Source organism: Sphingopyxis sp. (assembly GCF_035686825.1).
In the GTDB taxonomy this organism is placed as follows: domain Bacteria; phylum Pseudomonadota; class Alphaproteobacteria; order Sphingomonadales; family Sphingomonadaceae; genus Sphingopyxis.
In genome coordinates, this window is sequence record NZ_DASRYZ010000004.1 from 329779 (window position 1) to 354799 (window position 25021).

Genomic DNA, 25021 nt, shown 5'->3' on the forward strand with positions numbered 1-25021 from the left:
TCATTCTCCCTTTCGTCGCGACACGCAGCGAAAGCCAATGTGGCTCGTCGCGCTGTCGACATGTTGCGGATGCCGCGCCGCCGGGCGGTAGCGCTGGCAATAGTTCACGGCGCACAGGTGCGATCCGCCCTTCATGACCTTGCGGCCGATGCGCGCGCCGGGCGTCGCATCGTCATAGCTTTGCGCGAGCGTCGCGCCGCGCGGATTGGCGATAGCGCAGCACGGCGATTTACTCTTTGCCGCCTGCGGCGCCGCATACCAGTCGCGCGTCCATTCCCAGACGTTGCCGATCATGTCGAAAAGCCCGTAGCCATTGGCCGGAAAGCTACCGACCGGCGTGGTGCGGTAATTCCCGTCGGCCTTGGCCGTCGAAACGGGAAACAGGCCGAGCCAGTAATTGGCGAGGATGGCGCCCTCCGGCGCCAGTTCGTCGCCCCAGGCATAGTCCTGTCCGTCGACGCCGCCGCGCGCGGCATATTCCCATTCGGCCTCGGTGGGCAGCGCCTTGCCAGCCCATTTGGCATAGGCCTCGGCATCGCAATGCGCGACATGGACGACGGGGTGGTCTTCCAGTCTTTCGATCGAGCTGTCGGGGCCGGTCGGATGGCGCCAGTCGACGCCGGGGACAAAGGCCCACCACCCCGATGGATCGTCGAGCGGGACGAGGCCATCGGCTTTTTGGAACAGCAGCGATCCGGGCTCGACGCCCTCCAAGTCGGCGCCCGGATAGAGTTTGGGATCGGGCGGCAGTTCGGCGAGGGTGCGATAGCCCGTTACCGCGACGAATTCGGCGAAGGCGCGATTGGTCACCGGCGTTTCATCGATCCAGAAGCTGTCGACCTTGACGCGGCGCAGCGGCTGCTCCTCGGGATAGAAGCGGTCGGACCCCATGGTGAAGCTGCCGCCCTCGATGAAGCGCATGCCGTCGAGCGACGGAGCAGGGGCGGCGGGGCGCGATGCGGCTTTCATGGTCGGGAACTCATCTCGTTCGGTGGTGGCTCGGCGCTTCGCTGCACGCTCATTGGGGCAACTGGGCAAGCCATTTCTTGAGCTTCGCCAGCAAGCGCCCGCGCACTTCGGGCTCGCTCGCCGCCATATCCTGTTTTTCCATCGGATCGCGCGCAAGGTTGTAGAGCTCAACGTCGGCGCCGCCATCGTTGGCGAGCAGTTTCCAGTCGCCTTCGCGCACGGCGAAGCGCGGCGAAACGTCGATCGGCTGGCTGGGCTTGCCCAACAGAGGGCGGCCTTCCTTGCCATAGGCCCAGAACAGGTCGGGGCGCTTGGTGACCGGTTGGCCCCGCAGCGCCGGCGACAGGTCGATCCCGACGCTGCCCGCAGGCTTCTTGACGCCCAGGATGCCGGCAAAGGTCGGCAAGAGGTCGACGCCCTGCGCGACCGTCTGCTCGTCGCGCGTCCCGGCTTTCATATGGCCGCGCCAGTATAGGATCAGCGGCTGACGGATGCCGCCTTCGTACAGGCTGAACTTGCGGCCGCGCAGCCCCTCGGTGCTTCCTGGCGCGGTCTCACCGCGTTCATGATAGCGCGCGAGCGGCGATGGCCCGTTGTCGGAGGTGAAGAGGATCAGCGTATTGTCCATTTCACCCATCTGGTCGAGGCGCTCCACCAGCCGGCCGAGCGTCTTGTCCATCTTGACCAGCGAGGCGAGCATCCGGTCGTCGTCGGAGGATTCGCCCTTGCCCATGACGTCGGAGAGGCTTTCATCGTCGGGCGCCCAGGGGTCGTGGATGTCGTTGAGCCACAGGTTCACGAACCATGGCTTCTCCGAATTCTGGGCGACGAAATCGACCGTCATGTCGGCATAAAGCCCGGTGAGGTTGGTCTTGAGTTCCCAGAAGCGCGGGCCTTCACCCAGCTTGTCCGACTGCTGGGCAAGGAAGCGTTCCTCATCCGACACGAGCACGCGCGGGCCGAGCCCTTCGAAGGTCGTGAAACTCTTGTCGAAGCCATAGGCGGTCGGCCACGGCGCATCGCCGATGTCGCGTCCGCCGCCGAGATGCCATTTTCCGATATGCGCGGTCTTGTAGCCATTCTTCTGGAGCAGGCGTGCGATCGTCGGCAGCTTCGGATCGAGCCAGTCGACCTGCCCGATTTCGGCGTTGCGCGCGCGGCTTGCAGTGATGCCGACGAAGCCGACATCGGCCGGAAAGCGCCCGGTCAGCAAACCCGCGCGCGACGAGGAGCAGATCGGCGCTGCGTCGTAGAATTTGGTGAGTAGCACGCCTTCGCGAGCGAGGCGGTCGAGGTTCGGCGTCCGGACCTTCTTGTTCCCCATCACCGACAGGTCGCCGAAGCCCATGTCGTCGACGAGAATGAACAGGATGTTGGGCCGGCGCTCGGCTTGCTTGCCGGCTTCGGCGACGCGCGCCGGGGGCGATCCCTGCGCTAACGCCGCTCCGGCAGGCACGGCCGCGATCGCCGCCAAACTCATTGCGGCCGTCGCGAAAAATCTTTTGGCGGCCGGGAGCGGGGCGGTGGATGACCGATTGAACATATTCTCTCCCAACTCCCGATTCCCCGTCGGCATGAATACATATTTATCGTATTAATTAAGCTTGTCTACTTTTCTGTTCCGCCTAACATTGGCGCAAGGCCGCTTCGCGGCTTCTCGAAAAGGAGGCGAACGCCGTGTCGTGGGAACAATCGGGACTGGGACAGGATGATGCCCCCGCTTCGCTCGGGCGCAACCTGACCTATGGTCTGCTCGACAATCTGGGGCGCGCGATCGTTACCGGTCAGTTCGACGATGAAGCCTTTCCGACCGAAGCCGAACTGACCAAGCGCCACGGCGTCAGCCGGTCGGTGACGCGCGAGGCGGTGAAGATGCTGACCGCCAAAGGGCTGCTCAGCGCGCGGCCGCGGCAGGGGACGGTGGTGCAGCCGACCTCGTCGTGGAACCTGTTCGACACCGATGTGCTGCGCTGGCTGCTCGAGCGGCAATTTTCGATCGAGCTGCTCAAACAGTTCAACCAGCTGCGTGTCGCGATCGAGCCCGAGGCGGCGGCGCTCGCGGCCCAGTTCGGACGCGACGAAGAGCTCAAGCGGATAGGCGATGGTCTCGATCGCATGGCCGCGGCCGAACGCGGCGAGGACGATACGCTGGAGGCCGACATCGCCTTTCACGTCGCCGTGCTGCGCGCGTCGAACAATCCCTTCTATGCCCAGTTCCGCGATGTGGTGAGCACGGCGTTACGCACGTCGATCCGCTTTACCAACCGGATCAAGGGCCGCACCGCCAGCGTCGCCGATCATGCCGCGGTCCGCGATGCGATCGCGGCGCACGATCCCGATGCGGCGCGCAGCGCGATGCGCCACCTGATCGGCGATGTGCTGACGCTGATCGACGACGCCGAGAAATAGCCTAGCGCATCTCCAAGGGAACGATCGTGCCGTCGGCGCGATAGGCGATCGGCTGCACGATGAACTTGCGGCTGCCCTTATAGGGGCCGGGACCCGTTTGCCCTTCCCAGCGGTGATAGGCGATATACCAGCCGCCATCGGCGGGATCGTGCAGGAAGGCGTGATGCCCGGGACCCTTGAAGCGCGCGTCGCTCTCGACGATCTTGCCGCGCCAGGTCCAGGGTCCCGTCGGCGACGGCGCGGTTGCATAATGGACCTGATAGCTGTCGTGACGATAGCTGCCCGACGAATAGGACAGATAATAGGTGCCGCCGCGTTCGTGCATGAACGCGCCTTCGGTGAAATGCGGCGGCGTTTCGACGGTAATCTCGCGGTCGATCGTCACCATGTCGGGCCCCAGCGTCCAGACGCGCAGTTTCGCGCCCGCGCTGCCGCCGGCATAGAGATAGGGCGTCTTGCTGGCGGGGTCGACGAAGACCGCGGGGTCGATCGCCTCGAACCCGTTGCCGCCGGTGATCAGCGGCTTGCCGCTGTCGGTGCAGGGTCCTTCGAGGCTCGCGCAGGTCGCAACGCCGATCCGGCTCGGTGTCGGATTCTGCGGCCCGACCGAGAAATAGAGATAATGGCGGCCGTTCGCCGCGACCATGTCGGGCGCCCACAGCGCGTGACGCGGCGCGCCATCGTCGCCGATCCACGCGATCCGGTCGAGCGCAATCAGCTCGGCGCCCTTTTGCCAATGCTGGCGGTCGGGCGAGGTCCAGACGTGCAGCCGCCCGGTCCCGCCCGAATTGGTCGGATAGATATAATAGCGCCCGTCGGCGGCCTCAATGTCGGGATCGGCGCCGTCGAACGAGAGCGGGGCCGGTGTTTCCGCCATCGCTGCCGCCGAACTGGCGAGCAGCGCGGCGAGCAGGGCGCGGCGGAGCACCGGCCGCCGGATCATTTGGCGTTCGCCATCGGAACCACGCCCTTCGGCGCCACGGCGAGGCGCTTGATCAGATCGACCTCGGCCTGGCGATAGGGCTTGCCATCGGCGCGGAAGACCTCGTGGAACCAGATCGTCGGCTCGTCATAGGTGTAGGGCTTTTTCCAGCTGTCCCACGGGAGGCGCGTCTGCGTCTTGCCGTCGACGAAACCCCAATTGTACATGCCGATGTTGTATTTCTTGCCGAGTGGCAGCGAGCCGTCGAAGGTCGATCCGTTGCCGCGCGCCATATATTCGGTGCAGAGCACCGGGCGGCCATAGCTCAGCATCTGCTTCGCGCGCTTATCGAACTTTTCGGGCCAGCTGTAGTCGTGAAAGCTGTTGATGTCCGACTGGGTCAGCTGAGTGCGCTCGACCGCGTCGAGCTTTTCCATATTGTCCCAATTTTCGCCGATCCAGACGCCCGCGGTCAGCGGCTGGCTGGGGTTCGCGCTGCGCGCCCATTCGAAGACCTGCGGCAGCAGCAGCGCGACGTATTTATTCTTGTCGGGGATGTGCTCGTAATTGCCGCCGCCCTTGTTGTTGGGCTCGTTCCACACGTCCCACACGATGACGCGCTTGTCGTTCGCAAAGGTGCCGACGATGTCTTTCACATAGGCTTCGAGCTTGTGATACTGGCTCGCATCCTTCAGCCGCGCTTCGCCGGGCGCCTGCACCCAGCGCGAGTTGTGGACGCCGGGAATCGGCGGGCTTTGCAGGCCGTAGACCGGGTTCGGGTCCCACACGCTGTCGAACAGCACGAACATGATCTTGATCTTGTGCTTGTCGGCGATCGCGAGAAACTCGTTCATCCGCTTCTTGAGGCCCTCGGGGTCGTTTTCCCACAGCAGATTGTGCAGGAAGACGCGCATCGTGTTCATGCCGATGCCCGCCGCCCAGCCGAGTTCCTTGTCGATCGTCGCGGGGTCGAAGGTCGCCTCGTGCCACATCTCGATTTCGTTGACCGCCGAGCCGGGGGCGTAGTTGGCGCCGACCAACCAGGGCTGCTTTTCATACCATGTGTTCGCTTGTTCCTTCGACCATTGCTCGCGCGCGGCTGCGGGCTGGGCGGCGGTGGCGGCGATGGTGAAAGCGGCGGCGGCGGTGAGCAGGAAGCTCCGTCGGATCATCTCTCTTCTCCCTCTTTTGGCGTCTTTGACGGGAGACGGCTCGTCCCCGCGTCACAACCGATGCGCCATTGATAGATTCGATTTGCTTCGATAGGAAGCATATATATCGTATAAATAACTTGAGGGCGATCGGAGCGCCCCGATGGCCCGCGATACGATGACGGAGAGGCTCGACATGAACGACATTGGCGCGGCAACCGTCCGGCGCATCACCTGGCGGTTGATGCCGCTGCTCTGCCTGCTCTATTTGGTCGCCTATATCGACCGGCAGAATGTCGCCTATGCCAAGTTGCAAATGGTCGGCGACTTGGGGCTCAGCGAAGCCGCCTATGGTCTGGGATCGGCACTGTTCTTCATCGGCTATTGCCTCTTCGAGGTTCCGAGCAACCTGATCCTCGAACGCGTCGGCCCGCGAATCTGGTTCGCGCGGATCATCGGGGCATGGGGTCTTGTCACGCTGGCGCTCGGCTTCGCGTGGACACCGACCAGCTTCTATATCCTGCGCTTCCTGCTCGGGGTGGCCGAGGCGGGCTTCTTCCCCGGCGTGCTCTATCTGCTCACCCTGTGGTTCCCGCAGACGGAGCGCGCGCGAGCGATCGGATTGTTCCTGATCGCGAGCGCGTTTGCCAATGCGGTGGGCGCGGCGCTCGGCGGTCTTTTGCTCGAGCTCGACGGTCTCGCGGGACTGCGCGGATGGCAATGGGTGTTCATCGTCACCGCGATCCCGGCGCTGCTGCTCGTTCCCGTCGTGCTCGCGCGCCTGCCACGCGGACCCGCCGAAGCGCAGTGGCTCACCGATGCGCAAAAGACATGGCTCGCCGACACGCTTGCTGCGGAGGGGGTCACGCGCGAGCACGCCAATCCACTGCGCGCGCTGGGCGACCTCCGCGTAATCCTGCTCTGCATCGCCTTCCTCGGCTTTCCGCTATCGGCCTATGGCCTCAGCTATTGGCTCCCGACGATCGTCCGGGGTTTCGGCGTCAGCGATGCCGTCAACGGCCTGCTCAACATCATCCCCTGGCTGACCGTCGCGGCGGCTTTGTGGTGGCTTCCACGCTGGGCGGCGCGGAGCGCCGGGTCGCGCCGCTTCATGGTCGGGCCGGCGCTCATCGGCGCACTAAGCCTCGTGCTGGCGGTGCTGCTGCCGTCGCCGGTGTTCCAGTTCGCCGCACTGTGCATCGCTGCCGCCGCGATCTTTGCCGGCCAGCCCTTTTTCTGGGTCCTGCCGGGACGGTTCCTGACCGGCGCCGCGGCGGCCGCGGGTTTCGCCGCGATCAATTCGGTCGGCAATCTCGGCGGCTTTGTTGCGCAGGCGGTCGTGCCGAAAATCCACGACGCGACCGGCAGCGACCTCGCGCCGATGTTCTTCCTAGCCGCGATGCTCGTCTTTTCGGCGGGAGCGATCTTCCTGATCGAGCGCCATATTCCGCGCGGCCTTTCAGACCGATTTCCGGTTGCCACATCGAGCGACTCTTTATAAAACACATTGATCATATAAATTGGGAGGGTCAGATGAAGTCTGTTTCGAAGCTGCTTGTGGTTGCCGCGCTCTTGGCGAGCAGCGCCAGCGCCGCCGCCTATGCGCAGACGGGAGCGCCGCCGCCCAAGAAGCCCGCCAATTCGACCGCCAACACCGCGGGCTACACCGCGCCCGGCAGCACCGAGGGCGGGCCCGCCTATGTCGGTCCGATCATGAGCGAGTGGGGCCGCAAGGTAACACCCGAAAATGCGTGGCGCAGCTATCCGCGCCCGCAGATGGAACGCGATACCTGGATGAACCTCAACGGGCATTGGGATTATGCGATCCGCCCCGCGAACGAGCCGCAGCCGGCGGCGATGGACGGCAAGATCCTCGTTCCCTTCGCGGTCGAATCGAGGCTGTCGGGGGTGGCGCGCAAGCTGATGCCCGACGACCGGCTCTGGTATAAGCGCAGCTTCACGCTGCCCGCGAAATGGCCGGGCCAGCGCACCTTGCTCCACTTCGGTGCCGTGGATTTCGAATCGACCGTGCTCGTCAACGGCGTCGTCGTCGGCAGCCACAAGGGCGGCTCCGACCCGTTCAGTTTCGACGTCACCCGCTATCTGCGGTCCGGCCCGAACGAGCTCGTCGTGCAGGTCACCGACCCGACCTCGACCGGCGACCAGCCGCGCGGCAAGCAAACGCTCGAACCGCGCGGCATCTGGTACACCGCGGTCAGCGGCATCTGGCAGACGGTGTGGCTCGAACCCGTCGCCGACCTTCATATCGCCGACCTGCGCGCGGTGCCCGATATCGACAAGGGCGAGCTGACGGTCGATGTCGCGCTCAGCAACACTGCGACGCCAAGCGACGCAGTCCGCATTACCGCGCGCGACAAGGGCAAGGTGATCGCGAGCACGATCATCCGCGGCAACCGGCAGGGGGTGCTCAAGATTCCGAACGCGCGGCTCTGGTCGCCCGACGATCCCTATCTCTATGACCTGACCGCCGAACTCGTGAAAGTGACCCCGCCGCAGGGGGCGGGCAACGACCGGACGGGGCTGCCGCCGATGACCGGGCGCGAGGTTCAGGCCTATGCTGCGGCGACCGTCACCGGTGCGCCCAGTGACAGCGTCAAAAGCTATTTCGGGATGCGCAAGATTTCGACCGGCATCGATCCCAAGACGGGGAAGATGGCGCTGCTGCTCAACAACAAGCCGCTCTTCCACAACGGCACGCTCGACCAGGGCTGGTGGCCCGAAAGCCTGCTGACTCCGCCGTCGGAGGAAGCCGCGCGCAGCGACATCATCTTCCTCAAAAAAGCCGGCTTCAACATGCTCCGCAAGCATATCAAGGTCGAGCCCGCGCAATATTATCACGACGCCGACCGGCTCGGCATATTGATCTGGCAGGACATGCCCTCGGGCGCGTTCGGCGATCAGGCGGTGCGGCGCCCGAGCGACCGCGAGGCGACCTTCACCTCGGCGGGCATGGCGCAATATCAGGCCGAACTGGCGCGGATGATCGGCGCGCTCCGCGCCTTCCCGTCGATCGTAATGTGGGTCACCAACAACGAAGGCTGGGGTCAGTATGACGTCAAGACCGTCGGCAGCATCGCCAAGAATATGGACCCGAGCCGCCTCGTCAACAATGCAAGCGGCTGGTTCGACGTCCCGGGCAGCGGGTCGGACGTCTATGACATCCACACCTATGACGAGGTGCCCGTCGAACCCGCGCCGCAGGCCGACCGGCCGATCGTGACCGGCGAATTCGGCGGCGTCGGGCTGCCGATTCCGGGGCACCTGTGGTTCACCGACCGCGACGCGCGCATCTATCAATTCGCGACCGACAAGGAAGATTACCGCCGTCGCTACAAGATCAAGTTCGACGAGATCATCCGTCAGGCGAAGGAACTGGGGCTCGCGGCGTCGGTCTATACCGAAACGAGCGACGTCGAAGGCGAATTGAACGGCCTGCTCACCTATGACCGCGCGGTGTCGAAGCTGCCGGTCGAGGATTTCGCGAAGATCGCAAAGCCGCTGTTCGAGGATAAATAAGGCAGGGGAAACGCCGATGACACGACGCACCGCGATGGCCCGCTGGGCCGCGACCACCATGTTCGCGGCGCTGATGGGCGTCGCGGCGCCCGTGACGACGGCGGTTCCCGCGGCCGACAGGTCCATTCCGTCCGCGGCGGCGGGCAAGCCGAACATCCTGTTCGTCCTCGTCGACGATATGGGGTTCGGCGACCTGTCGGTGATGGGGAACAAGAAGGTCCAGACCCCGAACCTCGACCGTCTCGCGCGCGAGGGCGTGCTGATGACGCAATTCTACGACGCGGCGCCGATCTGTTCGGCGTCGCGCGCGGGGCTGCTCACCGGACGGTTTCCCGCCGAGGTCGGCTTCATCAACTATGTCAGCGACCGTGCCTATAATCGATCGATCGGGCAGGCGGACTGGCTCGACCCCAAGCTGCCCAATATCGCGCGGCTGCTGAAGGGCGCGGGCTATGACACCGCGCATATCGGCAAATGGCATTTGGGCGGCGGGCGCGACATTGCCGACGCGCCATGGCCGACGGCTTATGGTTTCGACCATAGTTTCACGACCTTCGAAGGACTGGGGCCGCGCGTGCTCGTCTCCGACGAGGAACGCTTCCTCGCCGAACAATCGGACGAGCTCGGCGAGGGACCGCGCTTCTGGGAGCTGAAGACCAATCTCACCGGCCTCTACGCCGACATGACGGTCGACTTCGTCGCGCAGCATGCGGACACGCCCTGGTTCGTGAACCTCTGGCTCAACGACATGCACGATCCCTGGGCGCCCGACGACGAAAGCCTTTCGGACGTCATGGGCAAGGGCACATCTTCCGACGACGACCGGATGCTCGCCTCGCTGGTCAAGATGGACAAGACGCTCGGCCGCCTGTTCGACCGCCTCGACCAGATGGGCGAGATGGACAATACGCTGGTCATCGTTACCAGCGACAACGGCCCCTCCTCGGCGCAGCGCTATTACAAGGACGGCCATGTCGCGCCGGGCAGCACCGAAAATCTGCGCGGCCGCAAATGGAGCCTTTACGAAGGCGGCATCCGTCAGCCGCTGATCCTTTCTTGGCGCGGCCGCGCGAAGGCCGGTTATCGCGACGAGCGGACGGTGGGGCAGGGGGTCGACCTGTTGCCGACGCTCGCGAGCATCGTCGGCGCGCGCATACCCGCCGGCACCGACGGGGTCGACCTGTCGCCGGTGATCGAGGGACGCGCGATTCCTGAGCGGCCTGATCTTTATTGGGCCTATGGCAAGGAAGGCGCGGCGAAGGAGCCGCCGCAGCCGGCGCTGGAGCGCGATCAGGCGCCGCCCTTCGCGATCCGCGAAGGCAAATGGAAGCTGCTCGCCGAGGCGGGCGGGGCGAGCCCCCAGCTCTTCGATCTGGCACGCGATCCGGGCGAGGCGAACGATGTCGCAGCGAGCGAACCCGCGGTCCGCGACCGCCTGCTCGGCAAGCTCAAGGCATGGATGGCGACGCTGCGCCGATAAGCCCTGGCTTTAGAAAAAGAGGCCCCCTCGCGGTGTCGCGAGGGGGCCTTTTTCGTGCGGGACAGGGCGACGGCAGATCGCTGCCGCCGCGCGTTCCTTCGTCAGAACTTCACACGAACGCCGACCGAATAGGTCGTCTCGTCATATGACATCTCGTTGTTGATATTCGTATATCCGGGATAGTCGTAATAGGTCGACGTGTTGTTCCCGAGGATGTTGGTGCCGCCGACGTCGACGCGGATAGCATCGGTGATGTCATAGCCGATGTTGAAATCGAGCCGCCCCGCGCCGCGCGCATAGGTGACGAGCGCCGGCACCTCAAGCGAGGCGATCGTCTCTTCGGTCATGGGCCGCAGCGTGGGTTGGCCGGTGGCGTCGAGCGACAGATATTTGGAGCGATAGGTATAGACCAGCCGCGCGTTAACCCCGCTCTTTTCGTACAGCAGGCCGACGGTATAATTATATTTCGACACGCCCTGAAGCGGATAGCCCGCCAGCGGATCGTCGCCCCCGACCTTGGAATCGGCAAGCGTGAAGGCGCCTTGTACCCCAAGGCCCGATAATGCGCCGGGCAGGAAGTCGAAGAAATATTGGGTACTGAGTTCGATGCCCTTCAGCGTCGCTTGGCCGACGTTGCGCGGGCGCGCCACCGAATAATCGACGCCGTCGATCATCTCGACCGCGCCGCTCGTGATGACGCGATCGGTGATGTCGCGGTAATAGCCCGCGATCGCGACATAACCGCTGGGGAAATAATATTCGAAGGTCGCATCGAGGCTTTCGGATTTCTGCGCCTTGAGGTCGGGGTTGCCGGCATTGCCCGTGCTCTGAACCAGCGGGTTGTTCGACTGGTTGAGCGTGATCGCCGGGTTGAGCGCTTCGAAGTTCGGGCGGCGGAGCGACTTGGCATAGCCGAAGCGGATCTGGATATTGTCGCCGATCCGGAAGCGCGCCGTTGCATTGGGAAGCCAGTCGTGATCGACCGAATCGGCGGTCAGTCGGTCATATTCGCCGCCCTGTGCCTCTACGAACGTGCCGATCGTGCGGCTCGTGCGGATATAGCGCACCCCGACGACCCCATCCAATGTGATGCTGTTCGACAGGTCGGTTTCATATTTGCCCTGCACATAAGCGGCGAGCGTGTCCTCTTTCGCGTCGAACGCACGTCCCGGATCGAAGTCGGGCCGTCCTGCGGGCAATCCGAAATAGGCACGCGCCGCGTCGAGACCGTCTTCCGAGAGGAGGAAATCGGGGTTGGGAATATAGAAGCGCGAACCATTGTTGAGGTCGGGTGCGCGCGAGCCGAGCACGAGAAAATCGTCGGGCAGGCCGGTATCGGAGACGAGCACCGCGGTCGCCTCGCTACCCGTACCGATATTGCCGCCGGGCGTCGCCGTGTTGAGATTGACCGCCTGCTCTTCGGCCGAACGGTGTGCGTAGCGAACGCCGACCGCGATATTCGAGAGGAAGCCGTCGAGATCATAATCGACGTCGCCCTTGGCCTGGAACAGCTTGCCGCGGTTCTCGGTGAAATTCTGGATCAGCGCGTTGCGGATATAGAGATTGTCGCGGCTGAGCAGCGCATCGCCGGGCACCGTATATTCGGCGTGGCCGTCGTTATCCATTGTCACGGTCAGGCTGGGCAGCCGCTGGCCGATGTCCGAGGTGATATTCTGCAGCTCGTATTTCGAGGTCTGGTAGGCGACGTCGAGCACGGCGTTCAGTCGGCCCTCTTCATATTTCAGCCCGCCGGCGAACTGCTTGTTGCGCTGGTTGAGGTCGCGCGCCTGCGTCGTCTGGTTCGACACGAGGTTGGCAAAGGTCATGCTTTCGGGCTGGCACAGCTCGACCGGGTTCGCCAATTGCGCCGGGGTCAGCGTCCACGACTTGTTACCCTCGGCGTCGGTCTGGATGACCGGGGTGTTGCCGTTCGAGCGAACGTAGGTGTTGATGCAGCTCGTGCCGGGGGTGACGTCGGTGATCGTCGTGCCATTGGTAAAGGGCTGGATATTCGCGCCGTTGCGGCTGCCGCGGTCGCGGAAATAGGTGTAGAAGCCCTCGGCATAAACTTCGAGCGACGGCGACGCCTGCCATTGCAGCGCGCCGTTGAACTGGTGCCGCTCGATAAAGCCCTCTTGCGGGAAATTCTGGAGGATGCCGGGAATGACATAGCCCGGCGTGTTGAAGGGCGCGGTGTTGGTGCTGCGCCGCTGGAACAGCACCGTCGAGGCGCGATAATAGTCGGACTTCGAATAAGTGCCGTTGATCAGCGCCCCGATCTCGCCGATGCCGGTGTCCCAGCGGTCGGTCGCGAGCAGGCTGAACTGTGGATTGATCTTGTCGACGCGGTCGCCGTAATTGGCGCGGCCGCCGAGAACGACGGTCGGATCCCGGAAATTGAACGGACGGTTGAGCTGGAGGTCGATGACCCCGGCAAGCCCGCCCTCGGTCAGCTCGGCGGTCTGCGACTTGAAGACATTGACGCGCGACAGCGCCTCGGCGGGCATGTCCTGCAGGTCGAAGTTGCGGCCGATCGTCGAAAACACCTCGCGCCCGTTGACCGTCGTGAGCACGTCGGGAAGGCCACGCACCCGGACGTCGCCGAGTTCGTTGTTGCGGTTCACCGACACCTGGACGCCCGGCACGCGCTGGAGCGCGGCGGCGGTAGTGGGGTCGGGCAGCTTGCCGATGTCCTGCGCGACGATCGCATCGACGACCTGCACCGACTCGCGCTTGATATCGGCGGCGCGCTCGAGCGAGCGGCGGATGCCGGTGACGACGATCGCATCCTCGGCGTTTTCCTGCGGCGCGTCGGCCAGGGTGTCGCTAGCGACGGTGCCGCCCGCGCCGGTCGACTGACCCCACGCCGGTACACTCGCGACGAGTGCAATGACCGACACGGCGGCCACAAAACCTGTCTGCTTCTTCATCTTCCCTCTCCCAGTTCCGTGCGCAGGCATTTTTGCCCTTGGCGCCGGCAAGCTGGGGGCGGGCGGTCGATGAGTCGGTGGGCACCCCGGCCGCAAACCCGACTCTACCCGGCTCTCCGCACCCTTTTCGTCGACGCTTCGCCGCGGACGTTGACCAACGGGTCAAACAAAGTCAATATATATATGATAAATCGGTGAATAGGGAGAGTGCCCGGTGAATATCAGATTTGCTGCTCGTCTGTTGGCCCGTGCGGGCTGCGCCATAGCGGCGCTCACAGCAGCCGCCTTGCCGTCGGCCGCAATCGCGGCCGAGGCGGCGCCGGCCCGTCCGCAACCGACCCGTCCGAACGTCGTGGTGATCCTGCTCGACGATGTCGGCTTTTCCGACATGGGCAGCTTTGGCGGCGAAATTCCGACGCCGAACATCGATGCGCTGACGAAAAACGGCCTCGCCTTCACGCAATTCTACAATAATGCGCGGTGCAGCCCGTCGCGCGCCTCGCTGCTCACCGGCACCTATCCGCATCAGGCGGGGCTGGGGCATCTCGAATCGGTCCATGTGCCGGGGTCGAAAGGACTGCACAGCAAGCTGTCCGATCGCGTCGTTACCTTGGCCGAGGTGATGAAATCGGCGGGCTATTTCACCGCGATGGCGGGCAAATGGCATCTCGGCATATCGCGCGGCGTCGGCCCGTGGCAGCGCGGCTTCGACCGCTCGCTCACATCGCCTTCGGGCGAGCTATATTATCGCGATCAGCCCCAGCCGCTCGCGAAATCGGTCTATATCGACGGCGAGCGCGTACCCACCAGTTCGTCCCGCGTCGGGCAGGGCTATTGGTATTCGTCGGACATGTTCATCGACTGGCAGACCAAATTCATCGGCGAGGCGCGCGAACAGCGCAAACCCTTCTTTCTCTATATGCCCTTCGTCGGGGCGCATTTCCCGCTGATGGCCCCGCCCGAGGATGTGGCGAAGTTCAAGGGCCATTATATGCGCGGCTGGGAGGTCATCCGCCGCGAACGGTTCGAGCGGCAAAAGAAGCTCGGCATCATTGCCGCCGACGCCGAACTGCCCGCCGCGCTGCCGGGGAGTTACGACTGGAACAAATTGTCGGCGGAGGAGAAGGACCGGTTCGATACGATGATGGCGGTCTATGCCGCGGTGATCCACCGCGTCGACCGGTCGATCGGAACGCTCGTCGATCGTCTGCGACAATCGGGCGAGCTCGACAATACGCTGATCCTCTTGATGAGCGACAATGGCGGCACCGCCGAAAGCGGTCCCGACGGCCGCCTCAAGGGCGACGGCCTGCCGGGCAGTGCGCAATCGGTGGTCTGGACCGGAATGAACTGGGCGACGCTGCAGAACGCGCCCTTCCAATATTATAAGCACCACACCTATGAGGGCGGGATTGCGACGCCGCTGATCGCGCACTGGCCGCGCGGCATCGCCGCGAAGGCGCGCGGCACCCTCGTGCGCGAGCCGGGGCATCTGATCGACGTCATGCCGACGCTCGTCGAACTCGCCGGCGCCACATATCCAAAGGCCTTTAATGGCCATGCGATCCTGCCCATGGAGGGGCGTTCGATGGTTCCGGCCTTCCGCGGCGAGGCGCTGACGCGCGGCAAGCCGATCTTCTGGGAGCATGAGGGCAACCGCGCCGTCCGTGACGGCAAGTGGAAACTCGTCGCGGGCTTCGAGAAGCCTTGGCAGCTCTTCGACATGACCGCCGATCGCACCGAAATGCATGATCTTGCCGCGAAGGAGCCCGGCCGGGTTCGCGAGATGGCCGGCCAGTGGGACGCCTGGGCGGCGCGCAGCTATGTCGACGCGTGGAGCGAGGCTTACGACCCGCATCTCAAAGGGAAGGAACGCCGGATATGGGGCGGGGCGGACGTTCCGCAGCTGCCGCAGGCGCTGGTCGGGAAATAGGGCCGGTTGCCGGGTGTGGCGCGCCGCTTTTACGCTTCGGGCAAAGCCGGGCCCAGCGTGAGTGCCGAGAGGAAATCGTCGGCCCAGCCGATGACGTCGGCGTCGCGGACGACGGCGTAGAGCTTTTCCCAGCGTGCCTTGCGCTCGGCGAGGGGCATGTGCATCGCGGTCCAGATCGTGCGCGCGACCTCGCCGCCATCGTGCGGATTGACGAGCAGCGCATCGGTGAGCTGCTCGGCCGCGCCGGCGAAGCGCGAGAGGATGAGAACGCCCGGATCGTCGGGATCCTGCGCGGCGACATATTCCTTCGCGACGAGGTTCATCCCGTCGCGGAGCGGGGTGACGAGGCCGATCTTGGCGGCGCGGTAGAAACCGAATAATTCGGCGCGGCCGAAACCCCGGTTGACGTAGCGGATCGGGACGAGGTCGACGTCCGAATGCGCCCCGTTGAACTGGCCGGTCTTCTGTTCGAGCGTCGCGCGGATCTGTTGGTACGAACGGACGTCTTCGCGCGAGGGCGGGGCGATCTGGACGAAAAGCAGCTCGTTGACCATGTCGTCGTGGCTGGAGAACAGCCGTTCGAGCGCGTCGATCCGTTCGGGAAGCCCCTTGCTGTAGTCGAGCCGGTCGACGCCGATCGCGATCGTGCGCTTGCGCGCGCTGCTTTCGAGCCGCTGCTGCGATCGCCGGGCGATCTCGGTTTCGCCCAGCGCCATGAATTCGGCATGGTCGATGCCGATGGGAAAGGCGCGCGCGATGGTGCTGTGGTTACCGATGCGGACCGTGCCGCTGTCCTCGTCGACCTCGGCGCCATGTTCCTTGCGGCAATAATGGAGGAAGCTTTCGAGCCATTCGACCGACTGGAAGCCGATGACGTCATAGCGGAGCATCGCGGCGACGAGCCGCTCGTGATGCGGGAGCGAAACGAGCAGGCGGGTCGGCGGCCAGGGAATATGCAGGAACAGGCCGATGCGGTTCTGTACGCCGTGCGCGCGCAGCCGTTCGCCGAGCGGCAGGAAGTGATAATCCTGCACCCAGACGACGTCGTCCTTCTCTATCAGCGGGTGGAGGCTGTTCGCGAACTGCTCGTTGACGCGTTCATAGCCGCGGCCGAATTCATTCTCATATTCGGCAAGGTCGATGCGGTAGTGAAAGAGGGGCCACAGGGTGCGGTTGGCATAGCCGTTGTAATATTCGTCGACATCATGGGGTTCGAGGTCGACCGTCGCGGTGGTGAAGCCATCGGCACGTTCCATCGTGAGCTGGCCCGTGAACTGTTCGACCTCGTTGCCCGACCAGCCGAACCAGATACCGCCGCGTGTGTGCAGCGCCGCGCTCATCGCCACCGCAAGTCCGCCCTGCGCTCCCGCCGCGCCGCGCCCCTTCGCGACCGACACGCGGTTCGAGACGACGATCAGCCGGCTCATCGCACCGTGTCCCAGCCGCGCGACAGCAGCCCGGCGCAATGGATGATGCCGACGAGCGAATAGGTCTGCGGGAAATTGCCCCACAGCTCGCCGTTTTCGAAATCGAGATCTTCGGAGAGCAGGCCCGACGGCGTGCGGTGCGCGAGCATCTTTTCGAACAGTTCGCGCGCCTCGTCGCTTCGACCGCACAGGTGCAGCGCCTCGATCAGCCAGAAGGTGCAGAAGTTGAAGGCGGTCTCGGGCAGGCCGAAATCATCCTCGCTGTCGTATCGCAGCATATGTTCGCCGCGGCGCAGCGCCTTCTCGATCGCGGCGAAGGTCGCCTGGAAACGGGGGTTGTCGGCGCGGATATAGCGCAGCTCGACCATCTGCAGCAGGCTGGCGTCGAGATGCGCGTGGCCGAAGGCGGCGCCATAATGGCCCGCCGCCTCGTCCCACGCCTCGCGCTCGATCGTGTCGCGGATCTTCGCCGCGCGGTCGTTCCAATAGGCTTCGCGCTCGGGCTTGCCGATGCGCGCCGCGACGTTGCCGAGCCGGTCGCACGCCGCCCAGCTCATCACCGCCGAATAGGTGTGGACGAGCTGCTTGGTGCGGAATTCCCACAGGCCCGCATCGGGCTGGTCGTGCATCGCCCAGGCGACCTCGCCGACGCTCTCGAGGCTTTCGAAATCGCGCTCGTCGGCCATGCGGAACAGCCGCTGGTCGAAGAAGCCCTGCACGGTCGGCAGCACGATCTGGCCATAGGCGTCGTGCTGGACCTGCTGATAGGCGGCATTGCCGATGCGGACCGGCCCCATGCCGCGATAACCGGCGAGATGTTCGGCGACGCCCTCGTCGAGCTCGGCGACGCCCATCACCGAATAAAGCGGCTGGATCTGCCCGCCCGCGGCGCGATCGACGATATTGCGCAGGTAAGCGAGATATTTTTCGAGCACGTCGAGCGCGCCGAGCCGGTTGAGCGCCTGCACCGTGTAATAGGCGTCGCGAATCCAGCAATAGCGATAGTCCCAATTGCGCTCGCTGTGCGGTGCCTCGGGAATCGAGGTCGTCAACGCGGCGACGATCGCGCCGGTTTCCTCATGCTGGCAGAGCTTGAGCGTGATCGCGGCGCGGATCACCGCGTCCTGCCAGTCCATCGGCGTCGCAAGCCCGCGCACCCAACTGCGCCAATATTGACCCGTCGCTTCCTCCATCCCGCGCACCGATTCGCGGACGTTGCCGGTAAAGGGCTCGTCGGGGCCAAGGAAGAAATGAAGGTCGGATTCGACGCGGAAGGCGAGCTCCTGCATGAGATAGCCGACCGGCGCGTCGGTGGTGAGGCGAAGCGGCTGGTTGCCGATCAGGTAGCGGATATGGTTGGTGCCGCGCGTCGTCGGGGCACGCTCGGCACCATGATCGCGCATCGGCGACAGGTTCATGCGGATGCGCGGGCTGCCGGCGACGGGGCGGACGATGCGGGTATAGGCGACCGGCCGGTACATGCGTCCCGAGCGTTCGGCGCGCGGGCAAAAGTCGATGATATCGACCGCGCTGCCGTCGGCGGCTTCGAGGCGCGTCACGAGGATCGGCGTGTTGCGGCTGTATCGCGGGGTGGCACGCACCTGTCCCTCGAGCGCGAAACGCCACACGCCCTCGTCCTGTCGCTCGCCGTTCATCAGGGCGCAGAAGACGGGGTCGCCGTCGACGCGCGGGACGCATCCCCATACGAGCCCCGCCGCGCTGTCGACGAGTGCGCTGACCTGGCAATTGCCGATCGGCCAGAGCGATAGATTGCTCACAGGCCCAGCCAATTATAGACCTCGCGGGTGCCGGGTAGCCGGTAATGGGCGGCGGTCGGACGCGGTGCGCCGACGAGAATGCCGTGTCCGCCCGCGGCGGCGGCGGCGGCAAAACCGTCTTCGTCGGTAACGTCGTCGCCGATGAAAACCGGGATGGCGCCGGCATAGGGCGGCTGGTCCAAAAGCCGCGCTACCGCCCGTCCCTTATTGGCTTGCGCCGGTCCCAGTTCGACAACCATCTTGCCCCGCCGCACGGCCAGGCCTTCGTGCTCTGCAATGTCGTCCATGACGCTAAAGACGGCTGCCTCGGCATCTGGTTCCTGCCGGTAATGGATTGCGATGCCGTGCGGCTTGGTTTCGACAAGCAGGCCGGGCCACCGCGCCGCGAGCGATGCGATCGCCATGGACGTATCGCTGGATAGCGTGGCGGCCGGGACGGCGGCATCGCCATGTTCGGCGCCGTGCGACCCCACGATCCTGATCGCGCCGCGTCCGAGATGCCCGCCTATGTCCGAAAGCGACCGCCCGGTGATCAGCGCGAGACGGCCATCCACGCGCGCCGCCAGGGCTTCGAGCCGCCGCACAAGATCGTCGGGGACCAGGATAGCGTCCGGTGTTTCCGCGATTTCGACGAGCGTGCCGTCGAAATCCAGAAAGAGCGCCACCGGCTGCTGCGCCGCCCATTTCGTAAGCGGTGGCGGAAGCGGGAGATTGTCCCTTTTGTGCATCGCAGCAAGGCTAGAGGCCGGGGACGCGGGGGTCAACCATCGACCGCGAGGCGGCCGTTATTTGCCTCGGCAATCGGGGCAGAGACCCATGACTTCCACGATGACGCGGTTCGGGCGGAAGCCTGCCGCCCGGCACAAGCGGTCGACTTCGGTCTCGCATCCGGCGTCAAGCGTGCGAGTGCGGCCGCAGCTCCGACAAATCGTCATCGCTCCGGGCGGGCTGTCGGCGCCGAAATAGGCATTCAGCGTTTCGACGCGGTGGACGCGCCCGTCCAACCGATCGAGGATGCGATAGACCTGATTGGGCGCCAGCGGCACACCGAGCGCCCGGCTTTGGCGCGCGATTCTGTAGGCTCCGAGCGGCCGCGGACTCGCGCTCAGGATTGTCATGACGATTTCCTCAAGCTCGGCGGGCGTCCGCTTGGCATTTTCGCGCCGCGCGCCTTTGCGACCTGCGCCGGGACCGGGCGGGCGGGGCGGCTCGTCATGGTCAGGCAAGGGTCCGGCGTAGCCGCCAGTTGATGAGATGGCCGCCGATCAGGAACAGGCTGCCGATCGCCGTTATCGCGGCCGATGCCGGCTCGCCCCAAGCGGGGAACAGCGCGGCGACGATGCAGGCGACCCCCGCCGCCCCTAGCTGTGCCGGAAGAAGGGCGCGGTGTCGCCGGTAACCGAGAATGAACGCGAGGGCGGCCGCGGGGACAACCAGCGCCGCCGCCACAATGTGGAAAATCTCCGATTCGAAAAAGGTCCCGGCCAACATCGGTAAGGCGAGCAGGATCAGCGGCAACGCCAGACAGTGCCCGAGGCAAAGAAGGGAGGCGGACACCGCCGTTCCTTCGACGAGGTTCGTCGTCATTTGGCGCCGCGAAGGGCGTGAGGGGAGAGCGCACATGGAAGAAAAGCCTTGAGGGGTTGTGATATGAGATAACGTATCATATACGGCCGGCGTCCAGATAAGAAAGGGGTTTTTGTGAAGTTTCGAGTTCTCCTCCTGTCCGCCGCGGTTCCGGCTGCCGTTCCGCACATCGCCTTTGCGGGCGAATCGGTGCCGGCGGCCAAATCGGCTGCAGGGCCCGACGCCGGCTTCATGCAGGCCGGCAGCACCGCCGATCCCGAGATCGTTGTATCGGCCAATGTCCTCGGCCTTCGCGCCGACGAAACCGCGACGCCGGTGATCACGCTGACCGGCGAGGAACTGATCCATCGCCGCCAGGCGACGCTCGGCGACACGCTCGCCGGACAGCCGGGCATCAATTTCGACAATTTCGGCGGCGGCGCGAGCCGTCCGGTGATCCGCGGCCAGACGGCGCCGCGTGTCCAGGCGCTCTCCGACGGCGCAAGCGTCCACGATGCCTCGGCGATCTCGCCCGACCATGCGGTGACGACCGAACCGCTGCTACTGCGCGGAATCGAAGTGCTCCGCGGCCCTTCGGCGCTGCTTTATGGCGGCAGCGCGATCGGCGGGGCGATCAACCTTCTCGACGAGAAGGTGCCGACGTCGATCCCCGACGGCGGCATCGCGGGCACGGTCGAGGGGCGCTTCGGCACCGCGGACGACGAACGGTCGCTGGTGGGCGGGATCACCATCGGCGGGCAGGGACTCGCGCTGCGCGTCGAGGGCGTCCATCGCTCGTCGAACGACTACCGCGTGCCCAAGGGCTTTGGCGAGCGGCATGTCGACGGGTCGTACAACGACACCTCGACCTTCACCGTCGGCGGCTCATGGGTCGGCAGCGGCGGCTATCTGGGCGTCGCCTACACCCGCCAGCGGAGCGAATATGGCCTGCCCGGGCACAGCCACGACTATGAAAGCTGCCATCCGCACGGCAGCAGCCTCCATTGCGGCGGCCATGGGCACGACGACGAGGATCATGATCACGATCACGACCACGACCATGACCACGAGCATGAGGAAGTGCCGTTCGTGAAGCTGCGCAGCGAGCGGTTCGACATCCGCAGCGAATATGAGGATCCGCTTCCCGGATTCGAAAAGGTGCGCTTCCGCCTGTCGTTCACCGACTATGAGCATGACGAAATCGAGCATGACGAAGTGGCGACGACCTTCAGCAACAAGGCGCACGAACTGCGTTTCGAACTGGCGCACAAGCCGATCGGTCCCCTGCGCGGCGCGTTCGGGGTCCAGCATTCGGAAAGCAAGTTCAGCGCGGTCGGCGAGGAAGCGTTCCTGCCCGAAAGCGAGACGCGCAACACCGCGCTCTTTTTGATGGAAACGCTCGATGCCGGTCCGGTCCGGTTCGAACTCGCGGCGCGGCAGGAATGGCAGAGGATCGAGACGACGCTGAACCGCGAGGTCAGCCACAAGCCCTTCTCGATCTCGGGCGCGGCGATCTGGGACATCGGCGGCGATTATTCGCTCGCGCTGTCGCTCGCGCGCTCGCAGCGCGCGCCGAATGTGCAGGAGCTTTATGCGCGCGGCATCCACCTTGCCACGAACACCTATGAACTCGGCACCGCGACGCTCGGCAAGGAAACCGGCAAGTCGATCGACCTGACCTTCCGCAAGTTAAAAGGCGCGACCACCTTTACGATCGGCGCCTATCATCAGGATTTCGACGACTATATCTTCGCCAACACGCTCGACCAGTTCGAGGATTTCCGGCTCATCCGCTACACCGCCGCCGACGCGACCTTCACCGGCGTCGACGGCGAGGTGCGGCATGATTTCGGCACCGTCGGCGTGTCGCTGTTCGGCGACTATGTGCGGGCCAAGTTCAAGGGCGATCTCGGCAACCTGCCGCGCATTCCCGCCGGCCGCCTCGGCGCGCGCGCCGACGGGCGATGGGGACCGCTGTCGGGCGACATCGAATATTATCATGTCTTCGAACAGGACCGGATCGCGGCGTTTGAAACGCGGACGTCAGGCTATGACATGCTCAACGCGACGCTTGCTTACAAGCTCGCGCTCGGGCCGAAGGCCGATGCCGAATTGTTCGTGCGCGCGACCAATTTGACGAACGAACTCGCGTATAATCACGCGTCCTTCATCAAAAATGCGTCACCGCTGCGCGGACGGAATTTCGTCTTCGGGCTGCGGACGAGCTTCTAGGGCCAAAGGGGGCGGCCGGAAGGAGGGGCATATGGTCCCGCGCCCCTCCTTCCGCCGATCTTTTCAGACGGGCTCGGCCGCCAGGACATAGTCGAAGCCATGACGAAGCCCGTCCTCGCGTACGACATGCGCGAGGGCTTCGGCGCGCAGCGCCTCGCCGCGCGCAGCTAGGGCGTCCGCGAGGCCGCGGTCGGCGATCCTTGCGAGTCGCGGCGCGCACATGTCTATCTGGCTGTTGACGAAACGCTCCTTGTAGCGGTTCGCGAACCGCTTGGCGGCGATGACGCGGTAACCCGAAGCCTCGAGATGATCGACCGTCCATAGCGCCGGATATTCGCGATAAGGCTGTTCGCCCGCGTGGAGCAGACACGCGTCGCGGAAACGTCCGATCTCCCAGATCAGCCGCCCCGCTTCGCTATCGGGTTCGCCCGTCACATAGGGCTCCAGCCCGACGACATAGAGCCGCCGTCCGACGAGCGAACGCAGCCGCGCGAACAGCCGATGCTGAAAATAGGGCGCGAAACCGTCGATCGCGCCGAGAAGATAGTCCGCCAGCACCGTGTCATATCGCTCGCCCGCCAGCAGCGCGGGGTCGGCCCAGTTGCCGACGATGATGCGGTCGGCGGCGCGGCGCTTTGCCGCGATCGCGTCGGCGACCTGCGCGGCATGGGCTTCGGCGCCGCTCACCGCGGTCCAGCTTTCGGTGACGAGCGAACCGATCCAGCCGATCGAGTGGGTTCCCGTCCCGGCGTCGAGAAATTTTCCCCACGTCTGTCCGTCCTGAAGGGCTTCGATTTCCTGAAAGAGCCCGGAAGCCGACTGTCGCTCTTTACCATCAAATATCATTGGAATGATATAGAGTATCATTGCGGCCTTATCAAACCCGGACCCGCGGAATAGTAAGTTCAGCGGAGCAAAGGCCTTGTGCGAGCGGCGATCAACGCCGCCTGGTGCCGTAATCGATCCGGATTCTCACCCAACTGCCCACCATCGGCCGCCCGCCCAGCCGCGGCGGCCGCACCTGAAACTGCCACGCCGCGGCGAGCACCGCGCGATTGATCTGCGATCCATAGGGATATTCGTCGAGCCCGACGCAATCCTCGACGCGGTAATCAGGCGCCGTGCGGCAGGCGATCAATCCCCAGCCGGGCCCGCTGGCTGTCGACAGATAGCCGCGCAGTTCGCCATCGCTCGGCTCGCGATACCAAGCCGCCGCATATAGCGGCTCGCCATTGGGCGCCGTTCCCACGCGTTCGGTGTCGCGCGAGGAGGGCGACCCGCCGGTATTGGGCGGCCCATAAACCTGCCCGCCCGATGGACGCGCGGTTTTCGGGGGGCTCGCCGGCAACGGCCGCTGGACGGGCGCTGCTGGCATCGGCGGCGCGGCCGTCGGTTCAGGGACTTGCGGGGGCAGCGGTTCCAGCGGCTGCGGTTCTTCGGTGGCTGGCTGCGGCGAGGTGGTTCGTTCCTCGGTCTGCTGGCGTTCCGGGCTGTCCGGCTCGGGCGCATCTTTCGCAATCTCGGTGGCCTCGAGGCTCACCACGCTGATCGACTCCTCCTCGGCGTCAGGCAGCGTTCCGGGCCCCCACGAGAGGAGCATGAACAGCAGCAGTCCGGCGATCGCCACGGCCAGGCCGATCGCAAACGAGCGGCGCCCCACCCCGATGTTGAGCTGTGCGACGTAGGGCGTGGTCGGAACAGGGTTCAGTCGAAGCAAGGTGTTCAGCGAGCCCTGCACAAGTCTGGAAAAATATGGCTCCCCGGGTAGGATTCGAACCTACGACCGATCGATTAACAGTCGATTGCTCTACCGCTGAGCTACCGAGGAACACGCCGCCGATGCGGACAAGGCGGCCCCTTTGCCGCCAACCGATATAATTATCAAGAGGGTTTTGGCGGCTTTGTGACTCTCAGACGATAAATTGTTCCATCGCGATGCGTTCGTCGAGGCCCTGGTCGGGATCGAACAGCAAAGTCAGCGGCCGGCTGCGGTCGGTCGTGACGAGCACGGTCTTCACATCGCGGATCTCGCGCTGGTCGGCGACCGCGCTGACCGGGCGTTTCGCCGCCTCGCGGACGTTGAAGCGGATGCTCGTCGATTCGGGGACGAGCGCGCCGCGCCAGCGCCGCGGACGGAAGGGACTGATCGGCGTAAGCGCAAGCATCGCCGAATCGAGCGGCAGGATCGGGCCGTTGGCGCTGAGGTTGTAAGCGGTCGATCCGGCGGGGGTCGAGACGAGCACGCCGTCGCAGGCCAGCTCCTCGAGCATCGTCTTTTCGTTGATCAATACTTCGAGCTTCGCGGCCTGACGCGTTTCGCGAAGCAACGAGATTTCGTTGATCGCGGGCAATATGTGCCGCTCGCCGCTGATCGTCGTAATGTCGCCCGACAGCGGGTGGATCAGATAGGGGCGCGCCGCGGCGATGCGGTCGAGCAGCCCCTCGACGCGAAACTCGTTCATCAGAAAGCCGATCGTGCCGCGGTTCATTCCGAATACGGGTAGGCTGCGGCGCTGGTCGAGCAACTGGTGCAGCATGTGCAGCAGGAAGCCGTCGCCGCCGAGCGCGATCAAGAGGTCGGCCTCGGCCAGATCGACGAAGTCATAGAGCGGGCGGAGTTCGGCTTCCGCTTCCATGGCCGCGGGCGCATTCGATGCGACAAGCGCGATCTTGCGATGCATATTGGT

The 25021-nt window shown here is 64.9% G+C and carries 19 protein-coding genes and 1 tRNA gene; 6 read left to right on the plus strand and 14 right to left on the minus strand.

What is annotated here, in order from left to right; genetic code table 11:
* A complete protein-coding gene (locus VFG17_RS10355; RefSeq protein ID WP_325029542.1) occupies positions 1–921 on the minus strand; it encodes a formylglycine-generating enzyme family protein in 921 nt (306 codons plus the stop codon).
* A gap of 97 nt (positions 922–1018) precedes the next feature.
* Positions 1019–2449 (minus strand): sulfatase-like hydrolase/transferase, encoded by a 1431-nt coding sequence (locus VFG17_RS10360; protein ID WP_325029387.1) that lies wholly within the window; start codon positions 2447–2449, stop codon positions 1019–1021.
* A gap of 197 nt (positions 2450–2646) precedes the next feature.
* On the opposite strand from VFG17_RS10360, the gene VFG17_RS10365 reads away from it, so the two are divergent.
* The gene (locus VFG17_RS10365; protein WP_235211465.1) at positions 2647–3378 is read left to right on the plus strand and encodes a FadR/GntR family transcriptional regulator; all 732 of its coding nucleotides are present in this window, start codon (positions 2647–2649) and stop codon (positions 3376–3378) included.
* Between the two features lies 1 nt (position 3379).
* Here VFG17_RS10365 and VFG17_RS10370 read toward each other — a convergent pair whose 3' ends face one another.
* Positions 3380–4321 carry a family 43 glycosylhydrolase gene (locus tag VFG17_RS10370; RefSeq protein ID WP_325029388.1) on the minus strand — a complete coding sequence of 314 codons (942 nt, stop codon included), beginning with the start codon at positions 4319–4321 and terminating at the stop codon, positions 3380–3382.
* A complete protein-coding gene (locus VFG17_RS10375; protein ID WP_325029389.1) occupies positions 4318–5472 on the minus strand; it encodes a 1,4-beta-xylanase in 1155 nt (384 codons plus the stop codon). Before VFG17_RS10375 ends, VFG17_RS10370 begins: the two co-directional genes overlap by 4 nt.
* A gap of 142 nt (positions 5473–5614) precedes the next feature.
* On the opposite strand from VFG17_RS10375, the gene VFG17_RS10380 reads away from it, so the two are divergent.
* Genes VFG17_RS10380 through VFG17_RS10390 form a run of 3 tightly spaced genes read left to right on the plus strand, consistent with a single transcriptional unit; the run spans position 5615 to position 10468 of the window.
* Positions 5615–6952: an MFS transporter gene (locus tag VFG17_RS10380; RefSeq protein WP_325029390.1), complete on the plus strand. Its 1338-nt coding sequence runs from the start codon at positions 5615–5617 to the stop codon at positions 6950–6952.
* Positions 6953–6984: 32 nt separating this feature from the next.
* Entirely contained in the window at positions 6985–8988 is a 2004-nt protein-coding gene (locus VFG17_RS10385) for a glycoside hydrolase family 2 protein (protein ID WP_325029391.1), read from the plus strand.
* 16 nt (positions 8989–9004) lie between these two features.
* Positions 9005–10468 (plus strand): sulfatase-like hydrolase/transferase, encoded by a 1464-nt coding sequence (locus VFG17_RS10390; RefSeq protein WP_325029392.1) that lies wholly within the window; start codon positions 9005–9007, stop codon positions 10466–10468.
* A gap of 101 nt (positions 10469–10569) precedes the next feature.
* Here VFG17_RS10390 and VFG17_RS10395 read toward each other — a convergent pair whose 3' ends face one another.
* Complete coding sequence (locus VFG17_RS10395) at positions 10570–13398, minus strand: TonB-dependent receptor (protein ID WP_325029393.1); 2829 nt, start codon at positions 13396–13398, stop codon at positions 10570–10572.
* A 214-nt stretch (positions 13399–13612) separates the two neighbouring features.
* Between VFG17_RS10395 and VFG17_RS10400 the strand changes: the two genes are divergently transcribed.
* Entirely contained in the window at positions 13613–15331 is a 1719-nt protein-coding gene (locus VFG17_RS10400; protein ID WP_325029394.1) for an arylsulfatase, read from the plus strand.
* Between the two features lie 29 nt (positions 15332–15360).
* Here the strand turns inward: VFG17_RS10400 and VFG17_RS10405 are convergent, their stop codons facing one another.
* From VFG17_RS10405 to VFG17_RS10425, 5 genes are all read right to left on the minus strand, one after another.
* Positions 15361–16758 carry an alpha,alpha-trehalose-phosphate synthase (UDP-forming) gene (locus tag VFG17_RS10405; protein ID WP_325029395.1) on the minus strand — a complete coding sequence of 466 codons (1398 nt, stop codon included), beginning with the start codon at positions 16756–16758 and terminating at the stop codon, positions 15361–15363.
* Positions 16755–18536 carry a glycoside hydrolase family 15 protein gene (locus VFG17_RS10410; protein WP_325029396.1) on the minus strand — a complete coding sequence of 594 codons (1782 nt, stop codon included), beginning with the start codon at positions 18534–18536 and terminating at the stop codon, positions 16755–16757. Before VFG17_RS10410 ends, VFG17_RS10405 begins: the two co-directional genes overlap by 4 nt.
* A complete protein-coding gene (otsB, locus tag VFG17_RS10415; protein WP_325029397.1) occupies positions 18533–19201 on the minus strand; it encodes a trehalose-phosphatase in 669 nt (222 codons plus the stop codon). The genes VFG17_RS10410 and otsB overlap by 4 nt, the downstream gene beginning before the upstream one ends.
* A gap of 120 nt (positions 19202–19321) precedes the next feature.
* On the minus strand, positions 19322–19654 hold the full coding sequence (locus VFG17_RS10420) for a hypothetical protein (protein ID WP_325029398.1): 333 nt from the start codon (positions 19652–19654) through the stop codon (positions 19322–19324).
* 100 nt (positions 19655–19754) lie between these two features.
* Entirely contained in the window at positions 19755–20123 is a 369-nt protein-coding gene (locus tag VFG17_RS10425) for a MerC domain-containing protein (protein WP_325029399.1), read from the minus strand.
* 114 nt (positions 20124–20237) lie between these two features.
* On the opposite strand from VFG17_RS10425, the gene VFG17_RS10430 reads away from it, so the two are divergent.
* Positions 20238–22334, plus strand: coding sequence for a TonB-dependent receptor domain-containing protein (locus VFG17_RS10430; RefSeq protein WP_325029400.1), 2097 nt, complete (start codon positions 20238–20240; stop codon positions 22332–22334).
* Positions 22335–22397: 63 nt separating this feature from the next.
* Here the strand turns inward: VFG17_RS10430 and VFG17_RS10435 are convergent, their stop codons facing one another.
* From VFG17_RS10435 to VFG17_RS10450, 4 genes are all read right to left on the minus strand, one after another.
* Positions 22398–23180, minus strand: coding sequence for a hypothetical protein (locus VFG17_RS10435; RefSeq protein WP_325029401.1), 783 nt, complete (start codon positions 23178–23180; stop codon positions 22398–22400).
* 91 nt (positions 23181–23271) lie between these two features.
* Complete coding sequence (locus tag VFG17_RS10440) at positions 23272–24051, minus strand: hypothetical protein (protein ID WP_325029402.1); 780 nt, start codon at positions 24049–24051, stop codon at positions 23272–23274.
* Positions 24052–24087: 36 nt separating this feature from the next.
* A tRNA-Asn gene (locus VFG17_RS10445) sits at positions 24088–24162 on the minus strand.
* 82 nt (positions 24163–24244) lie between these two features.
* Positions 24245–25015, minus strand: coding sequence for an NAD kinase (locus tag VFG17_RS10450; protein WP_325029403.1), 771 nt, complete (start codon positions 25013–25015; stop codon positions 24245–24247).
* Positions 25016–25021 lie beyond the last annotated feature (6 nt).